19 protein-coding genes are annotated in these 20,627 nt (G+C 60.9%); 10 read left to right on the plus strand and 9 right to left on the minus strand.

The features are described from left to right. Positions 1-47: 47 nt before the first annotated feature. Positions 48-701 carry a ribonuclease HII gene (locus BTN45_RS01745; RefSeq protein ID WP_072494030.1) on the minus strand — a complete coding sequence of 218 codons (654 nt, stop codon included), beginning with the start codon at positions 699-701 and terminating at the stop codon, positions 48-50. Positions 702-1,144: 443 nt separating this feature from the next. Further along, positions 1,145-2,302, minus strand: coding sequence for a PA0069 family radical SAM protein (locus BTN45_RS01750; RefSeq protein ID WP_207588715.1), 1,158 nt, complete (start codon positions 2,300-2,302; stop codon positions 1,145-1,147). 284 nt (positions 2,303-2,586) lie between these two features. On the opposite strand from BTN45_RS01750, the gene BTN45_RS01755 reads away from it, so the two are divergent. Further along, complete coding sequence (locus BTN45_RS01755) at positions 2,587-3,105, plus strand: hypothetical protein (protein WP_004440279.1); 519 nt, start codon at positions 2,587-2,589, stop codon at positions 3,103-3,105. A gap of 11 nt (positions 3,106-3,116) precedes the next feature. Here BTN45_RS01755 and BTN45_RS01760 read toward each other — a convergent pair whose 3' ends face one another. The 3 genes from BTN45_RS01760 to BTN45_RS01770 all read right to left on the minus strand — a co-directional run bounded on the left by BTN45_RS01760 (position 3,117) and on the right by BTN45_RS01770 (position 6,322). Then, positions 3,117-4,544 carry an FAD-binding oxidoreductase gene (locus BTN45_RS01760; RefSeq protein WP_142181793.1) on the minus strand — a complete coding sequence of 476 codons (1,428 nt, stop codon included), beginning with the start codon at positions 4,542-4,544 and terminating at the stop codon, positions 3,117-3,119. Positions 4,545-4,592: 48 nt separating this feature from the next. Continuing rightward, positions 4,593-5,570, minus strand: coding sequence for an L-threonylcarbamoyladenylate synthase (locus tag BTN45_RS01765; RefSeq protein WP_004440284.1), 978 nt, complete (start codon positions 5,568-5,570; stop codon positions 4,593-4,595). Positions 5,571-5,713: 143 nt separating this feature from the next. Further along, positions 5,714-6,322, minus strand: coding sequence for a DUF6656 family protein (locus BTN45_RS01770; RefSeq protein WP_004440288.1), 609 nt, complete (start codon positions 6,320-6,322; stop codon positions 5,714-5,716). A gap of 330 nt (positions 6,323-6,652) precedes the next feature. On the opposite strand from BTN45_RS01770, the gene BTN45_RS01775 reads away from it, so the two are divergent. From BTN45_RS01775 to BTN45_RS01790, 4 genes are all read left to right on the plus strand, one after another. Further along, the gene (locus tag BTN45_RS01775) at positions 6,653-7,897 is read left to right on the plus strand and encodes an aromatic ring-hydroxylating dioxygenase subunit alpha (protein ID WP_006699899.1); all 1,245 of its coding nucleotides are present in this window, start codon (positions 6,653-6,655) and stop codon (positions 7,895-7,897) included. Positions 7,898-7,899: 2 nt separating this feature from the next. Next, positions 7,900-8,979, plus strand: coding sequence for a hybrid-cluster NAD(P)-dependent oxidoreductase (locus BTN45_RS01780; protein WP_034495948.1), 1,080 nt, complete (start codon positions 7,900-7,902; stop codon positions 8,977-8,979). 178 nt (positions 8,980-9,157) lie between these two features. Next, the gene (locus BTN45_RS01785; protein WP_004440296.1) at positions 9,158-9,622 is read left to right on the plus strand and encodes a BA14K family protein; all 465 of its coding nucleotides are present in this window, start codon (positions 9,158-9,160) and stop codon (positions 9,620-9,622) included. Between the two features lie 214 nt (positions 9,623-9,836). Next, a complete protein-coding gene (locus tag BTN45_RS01790) occupies positions 9,837-10,352 on the plus strand; it encodes a BA14K family protein (protein WP_004440298.1) in 516 nt (171 codons plus the stop codon). 61 nt (positions 10,353-10,413) lie between these two features. Here BTN45_RS01790 and BTN45_RS01795 read toward each other — a convergent pair whose 3' ends face one another. Further along, on the minus strand, positions 10,414-11,409 hold the full coding sequence (locus BTN45_RS01795; protein ID WP_207588716.1) for a transporter: 996 nt from the start codon (positions 11,407-11,409) through the stop codon (positions 10,414-10,416). A 221-nt stretch (positions 11,410-11,630) separates the two neighbouring features. Here BTN45_RS01795 and BTN45_RS01800 point away from each other — a divergent pair, with 221 nt between their 5' ends. From BTN45_RS01800 to BTN45_RS01810, 3 genes are all read left to right on the plus strand, one after another. Then, positions 11,631-13,415, plus strand: coding sequence for an acyl-CoA dehydrogenase (locus tag BTN45_RS01800; RefSeq protein WP_207588717.1), 1,785 nt, complete (start codon positions 11,631-11,633; stop codon positions 13,413-13,415). Between the two features lie 10 nt (positions 13,416-13,425). Further along, the gene (locus BTN45_RS01805) at positions 13,426-14,184 is read left to right on the plus strand and encodes a crotonase/enoyl-CoA hydratase family protein (protein ID WP_207588718.1); all 759 of its coding nucleotides are present in this window, start codon (positions 13,426-13,428) and stop codon (positions 14,182-14,184) included. Positions 14,185-14,273: 89 nt separating this feature from the next. Next, a complete protein-coding gene (locus BTN45_RS01810; RefSeq protein WP_045532618.1) occupies positions 14,274-14,591 on the plus strand; it encodes a hypothetical protein in 318 nt (105 codons plus the stop codon). A 125-nt stretch (positions 14,592-14,716) separates the two neighbouring features. Here the strand turns inward: BTN45_RS01810 and BTN45_RS01815 are convergent, their stop codons facing one another. Continuing rightward, positions 14,717-15,967 carry a class I SAM-dependent RNA methyltransferase gene (locus BTN45_RS01815; protein ID WP_207588719.1) on the minus strand — a complete coding sequence of 417 codons (1,251 nt, stop codon included), beginning with the start codon at positions 15,965-15,967 and terminating at the stop codon, positions 14,717-14,719. Beyond that, the gene (locus BTN45_RS01820) at positions 15,964-16,716 is read right to left on the minus strand and encodes a TlyA family RNA methyltransferase (RefSeq protein ID WP_207588721.1); all 753 of its coding nucleotides are present in this window, start codon (positions 16,714-16,716) and stop codon (positions 15,964-15,966) included. Before BTN45_RS01820 ends, BTN45_RS01815 begins: the two co-directional genes overlap by 4 nt. 273 nt (positions 16,717-16,989) lie before the next feature. On the opposite strand from BTN45_RS01820, the gene BTN45_RS01825 reads away from it, so the two are divergent. Next, positions 16,990-19,011: a methyl-accepting chemotaxis protein gene (locus tag BTN45_RS01825; protein WP_207588722.1), complete on the plus strand. Its 2,022-nt coding sequence runs from the start codon at positions 16,990-16,992 to the stop codon at positions 19,009-19,011. Positions 19,012-19,090: 79 nt separating this feature from the next. Here BTN45_RS01825 and BTN45_RS01830 read toward each other — a convergent pair whose 3' ends face one another. Continuing rightward, positions 19,091-20,053: a nucleoside recognition domain-containing protein gene (locus BTN45_RS01830; RefSeq protein WP_207588723.1), complete on the minus strand. Its 963-nt coding sequence runs from the start codon at positions 20,051-20,053 to the stop codon at positions 19,091-19,093. A gap of 121 nt (positions 20,054-20,174) precedes the next feature. Here BTN45_RS01830 and BTN45_RS01835 point away from each other — a divergent pair, with 121 nt between their 5' ends. Continuing rightward, a complete protein-coding gene (locus BTN45_RS01835) occupies positions 20,175-20,627 on the plus strand; it encodes an Lrp/AsnC family transcriptional regulator (protein WP_207588724.1) in 453 nt (150 codons plus the stop codon).

Genomic DNA, 20,627 nt, shown 5'->3' on the forward strand with positions numbered 1-20,627 from the left:
TGAACTGAGGGCATAAGTTCGGGATGCACTTCCGTTAAGCGCTTCCATCAATCCCGCTTCAGCGGCCGAAAACTCATTCGGTGCAGCGCGCAAGGCCCGTGGCTTTCTATAGCGCGTAGATGGGCCGGCGTGCCGTAACCGGCATGGCCTTCGAAGCCATAGGATGAATGCACGACACCCGCACGTTCCATCATCCGGTCGCGGGTCACCTTGGCGACGATTGAGGCGGCGGCGATGGAGAGGGAGCGGGAATCGCCCTTGATGACGGCCTTGGCTTCGCAGGTGATGCCTGGCGGCCTGTCGCGGCCGTCGGCCAGTACGAGGGCGGGGGAAATTTCGAGGCCGAGGACTGCGCGGCGCATGGCGTCGAGGCTGGCGCGCAGGATATTCATGGTGTCGATCAGGCCCGGGCCGGAGGAGGCGACCGATACGATCGAGGTTTCCATGATCTGGACGAACAGGCTCTCGCGCTTTTGCTTCGTCAGTTTCTTGGAATCATCCATTCCGTCAGGAATATTGTCCGGATCGAGAATGACGGCGGCCGCAACCACAGGGCCGGCGAGCGGGCCACGCCCTGCCTCGTCCGTGCCGGCGACCGGCCAGAGGCCCTTCTTTCGCGCTTCCAGCTCGAACGAGAAATCCGGGCCGGTATCGGCAAGATCAAAAAGGGCAGGAGAATCGGGTGTGGCCGTGCGTTTCATGCGGCGAAACTGGCACACACACCCGATCTCCTGCAAGCCCCCGGAAGCGGGCGATGACAGGCACGATGAGCCGGGGTCAAGGGGCGTGGCTCACCGTGCCCAAGGTCGTCATGACCTTTTATCCTCCAGCAGGGCGGCGGAGGAAAAACGATCGCACGCGAGGCGGCGGTTCCAGGGGCGATGTCCGGCGGGCCAGGGAAAACCAGCCGGGCATTTCGTCGAGAGCAACACGATGAGACGGTTGCTCCTGTCATTTTGAATTCCGTTTATTAAAAGCTCACAGCACCTCGTATTGTTGGCGCGTCATCCCCCATGCTCGATGTCCTCTCGGGCTTGACCCGAGATCCTGCCGAGCTCGGTTCACGTTCCAGGGTCGAGCCCGAGGGTAGCGTCTGGTTCATCACGGGCATTCATTACCTTCAGTCACTTTCACCATGCGGCTCTCAAAGCAGAGACAATTGCACCCCGGCACCGCCCGGAGGCACGAACAGGTCGTCACGCAGGTTGATGCCGCGGCGGATGAGACCAAGTCTTTTGGTCGCCATCTCGAATCGCCTGCCGATCTGCCAGGCATAAGGGCCATCACCCTTCATGCGCTTGCCGAACTCCGCGTCATAATCCTTGCCGTCGCGCATGGAGCGCACCAGCGACATGACATGACGGTAACGGTCCGGATAGTTGCGCAGCAGCCAGTCACGGAACAGCGGGCTTACCTCCAGCGGCAGCCGCAAAAGCACATAGGAAGCCTCGGTCGCGCCAGCAGCCTTGCCGGCCTCAAGAATGCGCTCGATTTCATGATCGTTAAGCGCCGGGATGACGGGTGCCATCATCACCGCCACCTGAATTCCGGCATCCGTCAGCGCCTTGACGGCCTCCAGCCGCTTCTCCGGCGTTGCGGCGCGCGGCTCCATCGTGCGCGAAAGCTTGCGATCCAGCGACGTGACGGAAATGCCGACCTTGACGAGCCCCTTTTTTGCCATTGGCGCGAGAATATCAATATCCCGCTTGATCAGCGCCGATTTGGTGACGATGGCGACGGGATGATCAGCCTTGGCCAGCACTTCCAGTATCTGCCGCATGATGCGCCATTCGCGCTCAATCGGCTGGTAAGGGTCGGTATTGGTGCCGATGGCGATTACCCGCGCCTTGTAGCCGGGTTTCGCCAGTTCCCGTTCCAGAAGTTTGGCCGCATCAGGCTTGGCAAACAGCTTGGCCTCGAAATCAAGTCCGGCCGAAAGGCCCATGTAGCTGTGAGTGGGCCTGGCAAAACAGTAAATGCAGCCATGTTCGCAGCCCCTGTATGGATTGATGGAACGATCGAAGGGGATATCGGGCGATTCATTGCGGGTGATGATGCTGCGTGGCTTTTCCACCTGCACCTCGGTGCGGAACTCCGGCATCTCTTCCAGCGTCTGCCAGCCATCATCGAAGACCTCACGCTGCAAGGCTTCGAAACGTCCGTCGGGATTGAGCCCCGCACCACGGCCGCGGCGACGGTCAATCTCGATGCGCAGGCCGGATGCATCGGCCAGCGCATTGGCAATGTCAGGCATATGGCTCGGCTGGAAGGCAGCCTGCCCCGAAAGCGAATGATTTCTCATCTGGATGCTCCCAAGACGTCGCACGCCTTTCGAGGCACGCTGAACGCCCTAAACCGTTTCCATCCGGAGAGGCCTCATCGCCCCTCGAATGATTAAATTCCTACATCACGAATGAGAACATTACAAGAACAAAATTGTAAATTTGGCTCCTTTTGTACTGCCGGGGCCAGCGCCAGGACGGGCACGCCGGCACCTGAGATCGCGGAAAGCGACATCAACCCCCGCGGATTTTACCGCGACGAGCATGGTGGCAATTTATTGTGCGATGCGTTAGAGCTATGCACATGTTGACAGTCATAATGGAATGCCGGGATCAGGAGCCGGAACTGGCGCATACGCTGTCTGCGCTTGTCACCGGTGCCGTGGAAGGGCTTGTAAGCGATGTTGTGATTCTGGATCACGGTTCGCGCGATGGATCGTCGCGTGTGGCCGATGCGGCCGGCTGCCGTTTTTATGGGCAATGGGAACTGGAGGATATCGTCAAGTCCGCGCGTGGCGGCTGGTTGCTGCTGATCGAGCCGGGCGCACGCCCGCAGGCAGGCTGGATCGATGAAATCCTGGAATATGTCGCGATCTGCGAACAGCCAGCGCGCTTTTCCCCATCACGTTATCACCGGCGGAATGTTTTCAGCCGTGTCCTGCGCCGCACCCCGCCGCTGGAGCATGGTTATCTCCTGCCGAAGAAGCACGCGATGTCGATTGCGAAATCGGGCATGAGCCTGACGCAATTTGTCGGCGCGCAGAAGCCGCGCCGGCTGAATGCGGAAATGGTGCCCGCCTGGGCATTGCGGGCTTCGGCCTGAGGCGGAAAGGGTTATTCCGCCAGCACCTTGCCGGGGTTCATGATTCCGGCGGGATCGAATGCGTGCTTGATGCGCCGCATCAGCTCCATTTCGATGCCGGGCCGGATGGCGGCCAGTTCGTCGCGCTTTAACTGGCCAATGCCGTGTTCGGCGGAAATCGAACCGCCCAGCGACAGCACGATGCCGTGCACGATTTCGTTCATGTCCCGCCAGCGGGCGAGGAATTGCGCCTTGTCCGCCCCCACCGGCTGGGAAATATTGTAATGGATGTTGCCGTCGCCCAGATGGCCGAAGGCGCAGACACGGGCGCCCGGGATGGCAGCAAGAACCGCCTTTTCCGCCGTCGCCATAAACTCCGGTATTCTGGAAACCGGGACGGAGACATCGTGCTTGATGGAGCCGCCCTCCGGCTTCTGCGCATCCGACATGCTCTCGCGCATGTGCCACAGTGCCTGACGCTGGGCTTCGGAGGCGGCGATCACGGCATCCTCGACCAGTCCGGCCTCAAAACCACGCTCCAGCAGCAATTGCATCATCGTATCCGCCGTCTCGGCCGAATCGGAGGTGGAGATGTCGATGAGTGCGTACCAGTCATGGGGCTGTTCCAGGGGATCGCGCACGCCGGGAATATGTCTGGCGGTAAACTCCACGCCAATCCGTGGCATGAGCTCGAAGCCGGTCAGCGCCGTGCCGCAGAGGTTTGACGCCATCTCGAACAGCTTCAGCGCATCTTCGGTGGAGGCCAGCCCGGCGAAGGCCACCTGATGGCCGAGTGGCTTCGGGAAGAGCTTCAGCACCGCGCCGGTGATGATGCCGAGCGTACCTTCGGAGCCGATGAAGAGATCACGCAGATCGTAACCGGTATTGTCCTTTTTCAGCCGGCGCAGCCCGTTCCAGATCTCGCCTGTCGGCAACACCACTTCGAGCCCGAGGCAGAGCTGGCGCATATTGCCATAAGCAAGCACTGCGGTACCGCCGGCATTGGTGGCGAGATTGCCGCCGATGCGGCAGGACCCCTGAGAGCCGAGCGACAGCGGAAACATGCGTTCAACCGAATCGGCGGCTTTATGGATGTCATCGAGAATGCAGCCGGCATCGGCAACGATGATATTGGCGACGGGATCAATATCGCGAATGCGGTTCATGCGCTCCAGCGAAAGAATGATGTCAGTTCCCCCGGCGCGGGGCGTTTGCCCGCCGACAAGGCCGGTATTGCCCGTCTGCGGCACGATTGGGGTACCCGTCTCGCTGGCGAACTTCAGGATGGCCGATACTTCCTCGACCGATCCGGGTTTGAGGAGCAATGGCGAAGCGCCACGATAAAGCCCGCGATTTTCCACCAGCCGCGGCGCCATCTCTGCCGCATCGCGCACCGCATTCCTGTCTCCGACAATGGCGGTAAAGCGGTCGAGGATGTCGGAGGAGGGGACGGTTGTCATCAGGCGTCTCTCTGTCATTTGAAACGGTGGGCGAATGGTCGGCGGGCCTCAGCTCCGCGGTGCGGCGGCGCGGGAAAGGCGGTCATTGATCGCCTCTCCAAGACCGTGAGTGGGAATGCTGGTGATGGCGATGCTGTCTGCGCCGCTTGCATCGGCGGCCTTGAGGTAATCGAACAGGTTGGCGGCGGCCTCGGAAAGATCGCCGGAGGGGCTGAGATCGAAAACGGCGCGGGCGGTCTCTTCACCCGCAACCGGGATGCCTTCGAACCGGATCAACGCTTCGCCAGGCGAAACCGATGTGGCGTTGAGGCGCACGGCGGCGCCGGGGGCATAATGCGAAGCGAGCATGCCTGGCGCCTCGATGGCCGCCGACGCTTTTTCAGAACGTTCAAGCCGCTTGCCCGCAACACGCTCTATTTCGGCCGTGACGACGCCGCCAGGACGAAGCAGACGCACCCTTCCATCTTCCTCCACCTTGACGATGGTGGATTCGACGCCGACCGAAGCCGCCCCGCCGTCGAGAATGAGGTTGATTTTCTGACCGAGATCGGCCTCCACATGGGCGGCGCTTGTCGGGCTGATCTTGCCGGAACTATTGGCGCTGGGGGCTGCGAGCGGTTTGCCGAACCGGCGAATAAGATCGCCGGCAAAACCTTGCGGTACGCGAATGCCGACCGTATCGAGCCCGGCCGTCGCCAGCGCATGAATATCGCTTGCCGGCTTCAGCGGCAGCACCAGTGTCAGCGGGCCGGGCCAGAAGGCCTGTGCAAGATCAAGCGACATGGGATCGAAAATGGCGTAACGTTCCGCCATGGCGATATCTGCCATGTGGCAGATCAACGGGTTGAATTGCGGCCGGCCTTTGGTCTCGTAGATACGGGCAATGGCTGCAGGGTTGGTGGCATCGGCGGCAAGGCCGTAAACGGTTTCCGTCGGCAGGGCGATCGGCTGGCCGGCGGCAAGCTCCGTGACGGCTGCTTGAAGGGCGGTTTCCCGCTCGTTTTCAATATGGATATGACGCGCCATGATGCTGCCTTTCAGGGCGGTCAATAGCGTATTTCCGGGCAGAATGGAAAGCGCTAATGCACATTGTCCGAAACTGGTCGTCGGTTTCGGGACAACGACATGCCTAAGAAAGAAAGATGAAGTCCCTGGGGGCTTTGTTGCTGCTATATCGCCTTGATGATCCTGCGCATCTCCTCCGAGCGCGCGCCGAGCATGAGGACGTTTTTCAGCGCCACGCGCGGATCGTGGGTCTGGAACAGCAGGCCGCCGCGATGAACGGATGTATCGACGGCGATTTCCTGATCGGGAAGGGCGTTGATGGCGACAGCGAAATACATCCGCGAATAACGCGCATCGATATTTTCGAAGAAGTTTTCGGCACCGCTCAGTTCCGCGAAGAAATTCGCGAAATAGAAGGACCATAGCACATGACGCTCTGCATCGAAGCTGGTCGTCGCCGCCGTGACGTGGCAATAACCCAGATGCGGCCGGTCATTCAGCAGATGGTGAAAAACCATCTTCGGAAAACGGATGGACTGGTGAAAACCGTTCAGGCGGCTGTGGGTGGCATCGGCGGCAGCTTCCAGCTTTCGCCCGGTCAGCGCAGCCACTTCGTCATGGCTGTAGTAGACGCGTTCTTTCGGCAGCCACCGCTCTTCGTAACGGCTGATACGCCCTGTCCGCAAAAAATCGGAATGCGCGGTCTTCGAGCGTATCGGTGTGACCGAATGCCTGCTCGCATCGAAATAGCGTATGCGTGTCGCCTTCTCCACCGGGAACACCCTCGTTGCTGTCGATCCGGTAAGATAATTTAGGGTGCGTTAATACTCCGTTGCGCTGCAGCCCCTGTTTTTTGATGGGTGGGCAGTGGCTGCGCCATCATTCGTCATATTGCGACGTCGTTGCAGGCAGTAAATAGTTGCCGGATTTTGCAGTGGAATGGCCTGAAGACGCCGTTCGGACATGTCGCAATTTGTCGCCAATGCGGAAGCCGATGTCGCTGTCTGTGCTGCCGCAAATGACGGCCGATGATTAGATGAGGACATGCTTCCGCAGCCCCCGCAAATGGTGTCGGGCAGGGCGGTTTGATCGAGGATTTGGCCATGGAATTGCGTGATACCGTATTGCGCCAGCTGAAAAACCGCCGCGAAGGTTTTAGCCTGGAACAGCCCTTCTACACGGACCCGGATTACTTCAAGCTGGATATGGAAACCATCTGGTATCGCGACTGGCTGTTTGTCGGCCATGATTGTGAGGTACAGAAGTCCGGCAGCTATTTCACCGTGCAGGTCGGCGCCTATTCGGTCGTCATCGTTCGTGGCCGCGACGGGCAAATCCGCGCGTTCCACAATTCCTGCCGCCATCGCGGCTCCCGCGTCTGCACCACGCAGAAGGGCCAGTCGGCGCGTCTGGTCTGTCCCTATCACCAGTGGACCTACGATCTTGACGGCAAGCTGCTTTTTGCCCGCCACATGGGCGAGGAGTTCGACAAGGGCGATTTCGGCCTGAAGCCTGTCGCCTGCGAAACCGTCGCTGGCTACGTCTTCATCTGCCTCGCCGATCAGCCGGCGGATTTTGAGCCCATGCGCGCCGAAGTGGAGAGCTACATGGCGCCGCACCGCATATGGGAAGCCAAGGTCGCGCATGAGAGCACCATCATCGAAAAGGGTAACTGGAAGCTCGTCTGGGAAAACAACCGCGAGTGCTACCATTGCGCCGCCAACCATCCGGAACTCTGCCGTACCTATCCCGAAAACCCGAGCGTGACGGGAACGGATGGAGGGGCAAGCGACCCCGAGATCGGCGGCCACTGGGCACGCTGCGAAGCAGCTGGCCTGCCCAGCCGTTTCAAGATTGACCCGAAGGGCCAGTTCCGCGTGGCGCGCATGCCGCTGATCGGCGAAGCGGAAAGCTACACAATGTCGGGAAAACGCGCCGTGCGCCGGCCGCTGTCGGACGATGTCAGCATCAGCCATATCGGTGCGCTGCTCCTGTTCCATTACCCGACGACCTGGAACCACTTCCTCGGCGACCACACCATCTCCTTCCGCGTGCTGCCGCTCAGCGCCAACGAGACGATGGTCACCACCAAATGGCTGGTGCACAAGGATGCGGTGGAGGGCGTGGATTATGATCTTGAGGATCTCACCCATGTCTGGAACGAAACCAACGATCAGGACCGCCGCATCGTCGAGGAAAATGCCTTCGGCATCCGCTCGCCCGCTTATGAGCCCGGCCCTTACTCCATGGAGGACGAGGGCGGCGTGATGCAGTTCGTCAACTGGTACGCCGATTTCATGATCGACCGGCTGTCCGGCGACAAGGCCCGGCTTTCGGCTGTAGCGTGAAGATGAACATGGTCGTGACATATAAGCATATTGACGAGATGAAGCCGTGGAGCGACAAGCTCCAGCTGCTGGAATGTATTTCGGTAACCCCCGAAACACAGGATGTGATGACGTTCCTGTTCCGCTCCGAGGATCAGAACTGGTTCCGTTATCTGCCGGGCCAGTTCGTCACGCTGGAACTGCCGGTGGGCAAGGAGCCGCTTTACCGCACCTACACATTGTCCTCCAGCCCGTCGCGGCCCTATTCGCTGTCGGTCACGGTCAAGGCGCAGGCCAACAGTATCGGCACGCGCTGGATGTTCGACAATCTGAAGCCCGGCATGAAGATCCGGGCGCTTGGTCCGCTCGGCGATTTTTCCTACGTCAAGCATCCCGGGGACAAGTATCTCTTCATCTCCGCGGGCTCCGGCGTCACGCCGATGATGTCGATGGTGCGCGACATGAGCGACCGCGCCCCGCAAAGCGACATTGCCTTCATCAATTGCTCGCGTACACCCGGCGATATCGTCTTCCGTCACGAGCTGGAATATCTCGCCCGCTTCATGCCGAACCTGTCGCTCGGCTTCATTGTCGAGAAATGTGGACGCACCGATCTGTGGTCCGGCCTGAAGGGCATGGTCGACAAGGCCAAGATCGCGCTGCTCGCCCATGACTTCATGGAGCGTACCGTCTTCTGCTGCGGGCCGGAGCCGTTCATGGCCGCCGTCCGCTCCATGCTTGAAGCCTCCGGCTTCGACATGGGCCGTTACCATCAGGAAAGCTTCTCGCCTGCTGCTCCCGTCGCCGTCGGCGAGAGTGTTCTCACCGATGATGGCGAAGCGTTGTCGATGGTGGGTTTTACCCTTTCCGGGAAAGAAATGCCCTGCCAGCCCGGGCAGACCGTTCTGATGACGGCGCGTGCAGCCGGTGTGCGGATCGGCGCAGCCTGTGAATCCGGCATCTGCGGGACTTGCCGGGTCTTGAAACTTTCCGGCGAGGTGGAGATGAACCACAATGGCGGCATTCTCGATGAGGAAATCGAGGAGGGCTATATTCTCGCCTGCTGCTCGCGGCCTTTGACCGATGTCAAGGTGGAGGCATGATGCCGGCAGGCGTTTGATGCTTTCCTTCCATTACCATTGTCTGGAACCAAATTTCCGTAAATTCGTTTGCACGTCATCCAATTCTTCTCGGGCATGAAGCGGGGCTGACCCTAATCTCCGAAAAGAGTGAGTGGGTGAAAAGCGTGGGTCAACGCGCTGAAGCAAACGGAGGAAGATCATGATAAATTTCCGGACAACGAGTGTCGCCACGGCCCTCGTCGTGTTCCTGACCAGCTTTACGCCGTCGCAGGCGTTCCAGGTTCCTGTGCCGATCCAGAAGCCGGCGGTGTCCACCGACAATGTCGTGCAGGTGCAATATCGCGAATGGGACCGTCGACACGATCGCCGCCACGGCGACCGCATGTATCGCCCGCGCCCGCCGCGTGACGGCTATTATAATGGCCACCGTGGTTACCGCGACCGCCGTCCGGGTTACCGTTATCATAACGGCTACTGGTTCCCGCTTGCCGCTTTCGCCACCGGCGCCATCATCGGCGGCGCGATTCAGCAACCCCGTCCGGCCTATGGCGGCAGCCATGTATCCTGGTGTCAGAATCGCTGGCGCTCGTATCGTGCCTACGACAACACCTACCAGCCCAACAGCGGTCCGCGCCGCATTTGCGTATCGCCTTACAGCCGCTAATTGCACAAGCAGAAGCCCGGTCTTTACCGGGCTTTTGTCTGGCCCTGAAACGCCGTGATTTTGATAAACGAAGCGTGATCGGACCGTTAATCGTAGGTTCAGCCACACGTCCCTAGGCTGTAGAAGTATACGACACCGCCCGGACAAAGGCGGAATAGAACAACAGAAATTCACGTCTTACGGCCTGTCGACCGTCGTGAATGGAGGAAGTCAGATGAAAAGCTATGTGAAGAATATCCTGGCTGTCGGTCTTTCTGCAATCGTGGTTGCAGGAGCGATTGTTCCGGCCGAAGCCGCCATGCCCCTGCCTGTAGCGCCGAAGAGCGTTGAGACCTCGGGCAACGATGCCAGCAAGAATATCGTGAACGTGCAATATTGGCGTGACCGTGACGGCTGGGGCGATCGTCGCGGCTGGTATCGCGGTCACCGCGGTTACCGCGATTATCGTCCGGGTTACCGCCACCATGACGGTTACTGGTTCCCGCTCGCAGCATTTGCAACGGGCGCAATCATCGGCGGCGCTCTTTCGCAGCCGCGCGAAGTCTACCGTCCGGTGCCGGAATATCGCCCGCGCCCGGTCTATCGTGAGTATCGTCCGGTCCGCCGTGGCGGCATGAGCCAGGCGCATGTGAACTGGTGCTATGGCCGCTATCGCTCCTACGACGCCTATAGCAACACGTTCCAGCCGTATAACGGTCCGCGCCAGACCTGCTATTCGCCCTACGGCTGATAGGTTGGCCAAGACCGGGATTGACAGAGCCGTCCGGTTTCGACCGGACGGCTTTTTGCTGTCAGAGGATACGCGCGCGTTTCAACACGAACCAGGCGAGCACGACCGAGATGACGATGAAGATGCTGGCCGCCATGGTGCCACCGGTCCCGACCGTAAACGGCAGCTCATCCGTGTTCATGCCAAAAAAGCCGGTTACCAGCGACGGTGGCAGCAGGAACGCCGTCATCAGCGACAGTATATAGAGATGCCGGTTGGTTTCAGACGAGAGTTTTGAATCGATTTCTTCGTGAAGCAGCCTTGCGCGCTCCTGGAGGGCATAGACGTCATGATCGACAGCCTCGAGGCGCCCCATCAGCCGTGAGGCCACATCCTCGAAACCGTCAGGCATCTCGTCGTCATCCGCGGCCGAAGCCCGCCGCATCAGGGTGAGGACGGTGCGCAAATGCCGGTGCAGGCGCACCACCGTGCGGCGCAGCGGTGCGAGGCGTCGCCTTTCGTCGCGGGTCTCGCTGTCATAGACCAGATCCTCGATGGCGTTCAGTTCTTCCGTCGTCTCCATGACCAGATTGATCAGCGAACGCTGGAATTCGGCGACAAGGCCTTCGAAGACGTGGGAAGGTGTGAGATAGCGGTTGGAGTTCTTGTCGACCGCCGCCTTTAGCCGGTCTACCGAATGCAGCGGCTGAAGGCGGGTGGTGATGATAAAAAGGTCGCTCACCGCAAAATGCAGCCAGCCGAAATCGCGCGTTTCCTTGTCGAATTCCCGTTGGAAATCGACCAGGGTGCCGTAGAGCGATTTTTCGTCGACAACAATGGACGGATGCGTTTCGTGGGTGGTGAGGCTTGCCCGTGCTGCCGGATCGAGACCCTCAACCGTCTCCAGAAAACCCGCCACGCGCTGATCGGCGAGATTGAGATGCAGCCAGAAGAACCCGTCGCGTCCCGCCATCTCGTCAAAGCCGGCATCGGGCGCCAGCCTGCGGCATGGGGCCTTCCCGGGTTGAAATTGATAGGCCCAAACGAGGCCGGGAATGGTGGGCGTTATGAGGTCCATCGTGGCAGTCCTGACCGGCGGGATGGGAGGAGAGGGGTGCCCGTCGCACCGGGAGGATGCGAAAGGAGCGCGTCAGGGCACCGTCAACATGCTGAGCAAATTCATATGACAGTTTTATAACAAGCCCGTCGAAATACCGGGAATTTTCAAATTGACGTTTACGTAAAAATCATTTAGCCCGAAGGCAGTAGCAGGATACAAGAGCTTCGGGAGGAGGCAGCATGTATAGCGCGCCGGTGGATGATATCGCCTTTACACTCAAACATGTAGCGGGTCTCGGAGACGCGCTTTCCAGGGGTGTGCTGGGAGATCTGGGTGAAGATCTCGTCGATGCCATTCTGGAGGAAGCCGGACGCTTCGCCACCGGAGAGGTCGCCCCGCTCGCCGAAATCGGGGACCGTCAGGGCGCAAAACTTGCCGATGGCAGGGTGACGACGCCCGATGGCTGGGCCGATCTTTACCGTCGCTGGGCGGCGGCGGGCTGGAACAGCCTGACTGCCCCGGAAGAATTCGGCGGCCAGAACCTGCCGCATATGCTGAATGTTGCAGCGCTCGAAATGTGGAATTCCGGCTCCATGGCCTTCGCGCTGGCGCCGACGCTGACAATGGGCGCGGTGGAAGCCATCGTTGCCCACGGCAGCAACGATCTCAAGCGAACCTACCTGCCGAAACTCGTCTCCGGCGAATGGACGGGCACGATGAACCTGACCGAGCCGCATGCGGGTTCCGATCTTGGTGTCCTGAAGACCCGGGCGGAGCGCAATGGTGACGGCACCTACCGCATCTTCGGCCAGAAGATTTTCATCACCTGGGGTGAACACGACGCGGCTGATAATATCATCCACCTCGTTCTCGCCCGTCTTCCGGATGCGCCGGCGGGAACGCGTGGCATTTCGCTGTTCCTCGTGCCAAAATTCCTGCCCGATGAAAACGGCGCGCCGGGCAACCGCAACGATCTTTTCTGCCACTCTCTCGAACACAAGCTCGGTATTCACGGTTCGCCCACCTGCACCATGATCTTCGGTGACGGCAAATTTGGTGACGAAAAGGGTGCGCTCGGCTGGCTGGTCGGCGAGGAGAACAAGGGCCTCGCCTGCATGTTCACCATGATGAACAACGCCCGCCTTGCCGTTGGCATGCAGGGCGTGGCGATCTGTGAGGCGGCGACCCAGAAGGCGATCGAATACGCGAGGGAACGCACGCAGGGCAAGGCGCCCGGCTGGCAGGGTCCGGGCATGAGCCCGATCATCGAACATCCTGATATCGTGAGAACCCTTCTGACAATGAAGGCGCTGACGCAAGGATCACGGGCGATTTCCTTCAGCTGCGCGCACGCCATCGACATGGCGCATGCGACTGAAGACGCCCGGCAGCGCGCTCACTGGCAGGAGCGCGCTGCCCTTCTGACACCGATCGCCAAGTCCTTTTCCACCGATGCCGGTGTCGATGTCGCATCCATGGGCATTCAGGTGCATGGCGGCATGGGCTTCATCGAGGAAACCGGCGCGGCGCGTTATCTGCGTGATGCCCGCATCGCGCCGATCTACGAGGGCACCAACGGCATTCAGGCCATCGATCTGGTCCTGCGCAAGTTGCCGCTCTCCGAGGGCGCGCAGGTCCGCGGTTTCATCGCCGAACTGCGTGAGATCGCCGCCCGCACGGCTGCATCGAACCGTGACGATCTCGGAGAGACCGCCCGTTATCTCGGTGCCAGCCTCACCGATCTGGAAACGGCAACCGACTGGCTGCTCTCCCGCATCAAGGCGGGCGAAACCGAGATGGCACTTGCGGGCGCCACGCCCTATCAGCGTCTCTTCGGTCTTGCCTTGACGGGCGCTTATCTCGCCAAGGGCGCATTGGTCTCCGTCGATGATGGCAGGGGCGGGCATCGTGCCGCGCTTTGCCGTTTCGCGGCGGAAAACCTGCTGGCGGAAACGGCGGCGCTGAAGGACCGCATTGTGTCAGGCGCGGCAAGCCTTGCCGCCGCCCGTACTGTTTTGGCTTGAGGAGCTTCAGATGTCGGACGACCATATTCTTGTCGCGCGTATCGGCCATGCGCCTGACGTTCTGACCATCCGCTTCAACCGACCGAAAAAGAAAAACGCCATCACCGACGCCATGTATCTGCGCATGGCCGAGGCTTTGCACGCCGCCAATACGGATCCGGACATCCGCGTCGTTGCCTTTCTCGGCACGGAAGGCTGCTTTTCCGCCGGCAACGACATGGCTGATTTTCTCGCCTTCGCCATGTCAGGTGGAAAGGGCAAGCTCGCTGCCCTCGAACTTCTGAAAGCGCTGGTCGCCTTCGAAAAACCGCTGGTATCCGGTGTCGATGGGCTCGCCATCGGCATCGGCACCACGCTGAACCTGCATTGCGACCTGACGGTCGCTTCCAGCCGCAGCCTGTTCAAGACGCCCTTCGTGGATCTCGCATTGGTGCCGGAAGCGGCCTCCAGCCTGCTCGTGCCAAGGCTCATCGGCCACCAGCGCGCCTTTGCGCTGCTCGCCATGGGTGAGGGTTTTTCCGCCGAGCAGGCATTGCAGGCCGGGCTGATCTGGAAAGTCGTTGCCCCGGAACATGTCGAAGCCGAAACGCTGGCGCTTGCCACCCGCCTTGCCGCCAAACCGCAGCAGGCGCTAAAGATCGCTCGCGATCTGGTCCGCGGCAACCCGGCCGATATTCTCGCCCGCATCGAAGAGGAAGGTCGTCATTTCATCGCGCAGCTGCAAAGTGCCGAAGCGCGCGCCGCCTTCGAGGCATTCATGCGTCGTTAAGTGTGCGGGCAGGAATTCCTTGCGATTAAGAAACCGGGCAATATGGCTTGGGTTAGATAACGCACCGTCATTGTCCGAAGGCCACCCACATGCGTCACTTCGTTTTCGCCCTGACTGTCTTCCTATCCGCCGCGACGATTGCTGAAGCGGCGGCGATAACACGCGCTCCAGCGGCTTCCATCAACGATGTCATTCTGGCGCAGTCCACGGACGACGATAGTCCGAACTTCTATTCCGGCAATAACCGCGACCGCCAGCGCCGCGCGCGTTTCGTCTGCGTCATCACCCCCCCGGACAGCGCCAACCGCCGTCGGCCCTATATCTGCCCGCTGGAGCGCGGCCGTGTGGGCGGTGCCTGCCGCTGCTCGGGCGTGGTGGGCAACGGCACGGTCGATACGGCCTGGTAAGACTCCCAGGCTTCATCTCCACTCTCATTCCTGTGACAAGCACAGGAATGAGGGCTGTTGGGATTGCGGGCATATGAATCGTTGCGTTGCCTCAGCGTCGCTGAGCGGCTCTCCGCCCGGATTGCTTATTTCTCCAGCGTCGCCACGGCTTCCACATGCGGCGACCACAGGAACTGGTCAACCGGCGTGACGCGGGTGATGCGATAGCCGCCCTCGGTCAGGATGGCGAGATCGCGCGCCAGTGTCAGCGGGTTGCAGCTCACGGCCACGATCTTCTTTACCGTGCTGCGTGCCAGTTCCTTGCACTGGAATTCCGCGCCCGCGCGTGGCGGATCGAAGACGACGGCGTCGTAATTCTTGAGCTCGCTTGTCATCAGGGGGCGGCGGAAGAGATCGCGCTTCTCGACGCTGACCGGCTTCAGGCCCTGCGTGTTGCGGGCGGCGAAATCCAGCGCCTTCAGCGGCTTGTCTTCCGCCTCCACCGCATGCACCTTGCCAACGCGCGCAAGCCGCAGCGCAAATGTGCCGGAGCCGCAGAAGAGATCGGCAATGCGTTTGGACTTGCCGACATGGGCAAGCACCAGCTCCGCCATGGCGTCCTCCGCCTGCTTCGTCGCCTGCGTGAAGCTGCCGGCCGGCGGCGATACCGCTACCCCGCCAAACTCGATGATCGGCTTCTGGGGCTCGATCAATATTTCACCCGACAGTGAAACACGCGCAATGCCGCGCATGGCAAGAACCGTTTCCGTGAGCGTGCGGCGCTGCTTGTCGCTGACCGACTTGATGCCGTCGACGGAAATATCGAGGCCGGAAAGGGTCTCCAGCACCGTCATCCGGAAGGGTTCCGCATTCGCCACCATTGAAAGTCCGATGGCGCGGATGGCATCCAGTCGCGAGACGATGCCGGGCGAGGTGACGGGACATTCCTCAATGGCGACGATGTGGTGGCTGTTCGCCTGGCTGAAGCCGAGCAGCAGGCCCTTTTCCGTCTTGCGGGCGGCGAACACCGCACGGCGGCGCTCGCCGGGGCGACAGATGACGAGATTATCCACATCGGGCGTCAAGCCCTTCGATTTCAGTGCCGAGACCACCAGTTCCCGCTTGTATGCATGGTAAGGCTCGTCGGCGAGATGTTGCAGCGAACAGCCGCCGCAGGTGCCATTCTTGCCCTCCGGGCCGAAATGGCGGCAGGCGGGTGTACGGCGCTCGGGTGAGGCTTCCGTAATCGACATGACGGTGCCGTGATCCTTCATCTTGGCGATGGCGACCGTCTCGCCGGGCAACGCGAAGGGCACATAGACCGGGCCGTCGGGACAGTGCGCAATGCCATCGCCCTGGGCGCCGAGGCTCTTGATGGTGACGGTTTGTGTGCTCATGGCTTTTCGCCTCCGAGAAGAAATTCGACATTGCCGTCACCGCCGGAAATCGGCGAGGGAATGAGGCCGAGACTTTTCCAGCCCATCTCCTCCGTCAGCCAGCGCTCCAGTTCGGCCGCCACTGCGGGCGCGGTTTCGGGTTCCTTCAGAAGCCCGGCCTTGCTGATGGCGTCACGCCCTGCCTCGAATTGCGGTTTCACCAGCAGGACAGCACGAGCACCCGGCTCAGCAAGATCAAGCGCCGGGGCGAGCGCGAGCTTCAGCGAAATGAAGGACACGTCCGAGACAATGAAGCCGATGGGCTGGTCATCGATATCGTCCGCCGTCAGGAAGCGGGCATTCAGCCCCTCCAGATTGGTGACACGCGGATCGTTCGCGATCCTCGCATGCATCTGCCCGTGGCCGACATCGATGGCGATGACGTGGCTGGCGCCCCGTTCCAGCAGCACCTCGGTGAAACCGCCTGTGGAAGCGCCGACGTCAAGACAGTGATGGCCGGAAGGATCGAGCCCGAAATGATCGAGTGCGGCCACGAGTTTCAGAGCTGCGCGGGAAACATAGGCCTGCGCTGGATCGCTGATGGCGATCTCGGCATTGCCGGCGACGGTCTGGCTCGGTTTGGTGACGGTCTTGCCGTTGAGGCTCACGGTGCCGCGCGCAATCGCGTCGCGCGCACGCGAGCGACTGGCGAAGTGGCCGAGCGACACGAGAAGCTGGTCAAGCCGTTCATTTTCAGGTGTTTTGGACATGATCCCGTGTCAATGACTGCCAAACTCCGCCGATGCAAGCGATTTATCGCGATGCGGAGCCGACAGCGCCTGAGCCACGGCCTTATGAGGCTTTTGCGCCGCAAAATCAGCATATCAGATTAATCCAATATAAAGGCTTGTATTGCAGGGTGTGCCAAGGCCCGTGCGGCCGGTCGGAACCCGCCATGATGGCATCTTCTCCCATTTCTGAAATTGCGGCCGTTGCAGCGCAGACGCTTGCTCCGAGGCATCGGGTCGCCGAGAGAGTTTGCGATGTCGCTGAAAAATCTCCCCATTAATCTGAAGCTCATAGCCACCTTCTGTGCCTTGATGGGCGTGTGCCTGCTCGCTTCCGCGGTCGTATTCTGGCAGACGCTGGGGAGCGAGCGTGTCACGATTGAAAACAACCGCACCAAGGATATCATCCAAGCCGTGGATGGCGCGACGGCAGCCCTGCTGGAACAGGCCGTCAATCAGCGCGGCTTCCTGCTGTTTCGCAGTGACAGCACCTATAATGACGTGTTCGCCCAGCGCGATATCATGCTGAAGAAGCTTGATGCAGCGCGCGCCCTTGCTGCCGGCCAGCCGGACATCCTGAAATCCATCGACGACATGCAGAAATCCGCCACCGTGTTCTTCAAGGAACTGGCGGAACCGCAGATCGCCGCACGCAAAACGACCGAAGCGCCGATTTCCGAAATCATCGAAATCGGCCGTAATCAGGCCAAGGGCCAGCTTGACGGCTTCCGTGCCTCGGCCGCCAAGATCAAGGAACAGCTGAATGGCCTGTCCACCGCTTACGCTGCAGAACAGCAGGCCGCTGCCCGCAAGCTGGAATATGCCCTTCTCGGCGGTGGCGCCGTCGCCGGCCTTCTCGCCGTGATCCTGATCTGGGCGCTTTCGCGCTCCATCGTTACGCCCATCGTCGGCATGACGGCGGCGATGAGCCGGCTTGCCGATGGCGATCTGACGACGGAAGTTCCGGCCACGGATCGTGGCGACGAAGTCGGCAAGATGGCAAAGGCTGTAATGGTCTTCAAGGAAGCCGGGCTTGAAAAAGCCCGCCTTGCCGGTGAGACCGATCGCATGCGCTCCGCGACGGAAGCAGAACGTCGCCGCACCGAGGAAGAAAAAGCCAGGGACGAAGCCGCCAGCGCTTTTGCCAGCGCCGAGCTTGGCAAGGGCCTTGCGGCTCTCGCGGATGGCGATCTTTCCTATCGCATTGAAACGCCTTTTGCGCCTGCGATTGATCCGGTTCGTGTGAATTTCAACAGCGCCGTCGAAAAACTCCAGCAGGCATTGCGCACGGTCGGCGAGAACGCGGCCGCCATCAATGCCGGCGCTTCGGAAATGCTCTCCGCCGCCGACGACCTGTCGCGCCGCACCGAACAGCAGGCGGCCTCCATCGAAGAGACCGCTGCGGCGCTCGAAGAAGTCACCACCACCGTGCGTGATAGCGCCCGTGGTGCGGAAGATGCCGGCAATCTGGTCCAGCGCGCCCGCGCCGGTGCGGAAAAGTCGGGTGTTGTGGTCCGCAAGGCGGTTGCCGCGATGCGCGAGATCGAGAAGTCCTCGGGCGAAATCGGCAACATCATCGGCGTCATCGACGATATCGCTTTCCAGACCAACCTCCTGGCGCTGAATGCCGGTGTGGAAGCCGCCCGCGCCGGTGATGCCGGCAAGGGCTTTGCGGTGGTCGCGCAGGAAGTCCGCGAACTTGCCCAGCGTTCGGCCAATGCCGCCAAGGAAATCAAGACCTTGATCAGCGCTTCCAGCCAGCAGGTGGAAAACGGCGTCAATCTCGTCGATGAAACCGGTAAGGCGCTGGAACTCATCGTCTCGGAAGTCGAAGAGATCAACGCCCATGTCAGCGCCATCGTTGTCGCTGCCCGCGAACAGGCCACCGGCCTGCAGGAAATCAACACGGCCGTGAACACCATGGATCAGGGCACGCAGCAGAACGCCGCCATGGTGGAGCAGCAGACCGCCGCCAGCCATTCGCTGGCCCGCGAAGCGGAAGCGCTGAACAGCCTGCTTGGGCAGTTCAGGATGGGCGGCGCACGCACCGCCGTTGCGAGCGCCGGCGGATACTCCGCTCCGCGCCCGTCTTCGGCCAAGCCTGCCTTCCAGCCTGCGCCGGCCGCGCCGATCCGCAAGGCTCCGGTAAAATCGGCCTCTGCAACAGCAAGGCCTGTCGCATCGCCGGCCCGTGCACTCGGCCAGAGCCTTGCCCGCGCCTTCGGTGGTGCTGCCGAAGCACCGGCCGCGAAGGATCAGGACTGGACGGAGTTCTGAGCGGGGTTTCAGATTGAACCTACGGATCGGGGGCCGAAAGGCCCCCTTTTTGCGTCGGCATTTTTAAATGGGAGGCCGCCTAGGCGCGCTGTAGCCGGAACATCCGTGCAAAAAAAAGCTCATCCGACAGGCGGTGGAGCAGGGCGGCAATGACGGCGGTTGCGGCAATGGCGAAAACGAGACGTCCGGCGAGAACCCCGTAGACATCCGCACCCAGCGACATGACCACAAGCGTGTCTTCAATCACGCTATGGGCAAAACCCATGAAGACGCAGGACAGAAATACCTGCCGCGGTGATATCGTCCCCGATTGCGCCTCGCGGATCAGGAAACCCGCGCCGTAGGAAATGCCGAGGAATAACCCGATGGCAGTGAGATGCTCGGCCTCGCCGCGAATGCCTGCAAGACGCAGCAGGGGCGAGAGCGCTTTCATCATCAGCGCGAGCAGGCCGGTCAGCCTGAGAATTTCAAGGCAAAGGGAAAGGGCAAGGAGGATGGCGAGCATCCAGGCCATGGTTTCACCGAGACCGAGGAAATAGGCGGACCATTCAGGCGTGGCGCTCATCGCAATCCAGGCCGGGCTCACCGGTCCCGACAGCCAGCCGGTCGATTCCAGAAGCTGGTGCAGGAGAAAGGCATAAAGCAATCCGCCGCCGACGCGCAGCCCCGTCGTGACGATCATGCCGGGGCCCGCCTTTTCGATGATTTTCTGTTCGATGGGCAAGCCATGGGCGAACAGGATGAGCGCCGAAAAAACGGTGATATCAGCCACGGTCAGTGACGACGCGGGAACCAGCGTGAAGATGAGCGGCACGGCACCCCATATGCCGACCAGCATCGCGGTCAGCCAGGCAAGGCCGAGTTCAGGCGGCAGGCCGATGAGGTTCATGACCGGCGCAAAGGCAGGCGCCACCGCCTCGATCGCCCCCATCCTTGATAGCAGCTCGGTCAGTATGGCGATCGGGACCGTGATCCGCACCAGCACCCAGTAAATTGCAAGCGTTTCCCGCGCTTTTTGCCAGACGGTCTGTAGAACTGACATATGAAGGCTCCCCTGAAAGTTGTTTCCATCCACTACTCCCGGCCGGTTCGCATTTGCGGTCAGAGATTGCAGTTTTATGCAATTTTATTGCAAAGATGGCGGCGGGCGATATGCTATCCGCATGGACAGGATCGACCGGAAACTTCTGAACCTTTTGCAGGACGACGCCTCGCGCACCAATGTGGATATGGCTGATGAAGTCGGGCTGTCGCCATCCAGTTGCCTGCGCCGCCTGCAGCGGCTGCGCAAGTCGGGCGTGATCGACCGCATCGTGGCGATCCTCAACCCGGCAAAGGCGGGACGCGTGCTCAGGGCTCTGGTGACGGTGGAGCTGAAACTGCACGGTGAGCAGCAGATGCGCCGCTTTCTGGATATTGCCTGCGCGGAGGAGGCGGTGTCGCAGGCCTATGCCGTCACCGGCGCAAGCGATGTCGTACTGATGTTACGCCTGCGGGATATGGAAGAATTCGACGCCCTGTGCGACCGCTTGTTCCGCGATCAGCACAATGTGGCACGCTTTTTCACCATGGTCGTCATCAAGACGGCGAAAGAAGAAACGGCCATCAAGCTTTGA

Source organism: Rhizobium sp. ZX09, from assembly GCF_017357485.1.
Classification (GTDB): Bacteria; Pseudomonadota; Alphaproteobacteria; order Rhizobiales; family Rhizobiaceae; genus Agrobacterium; species Agrobacterium pusense.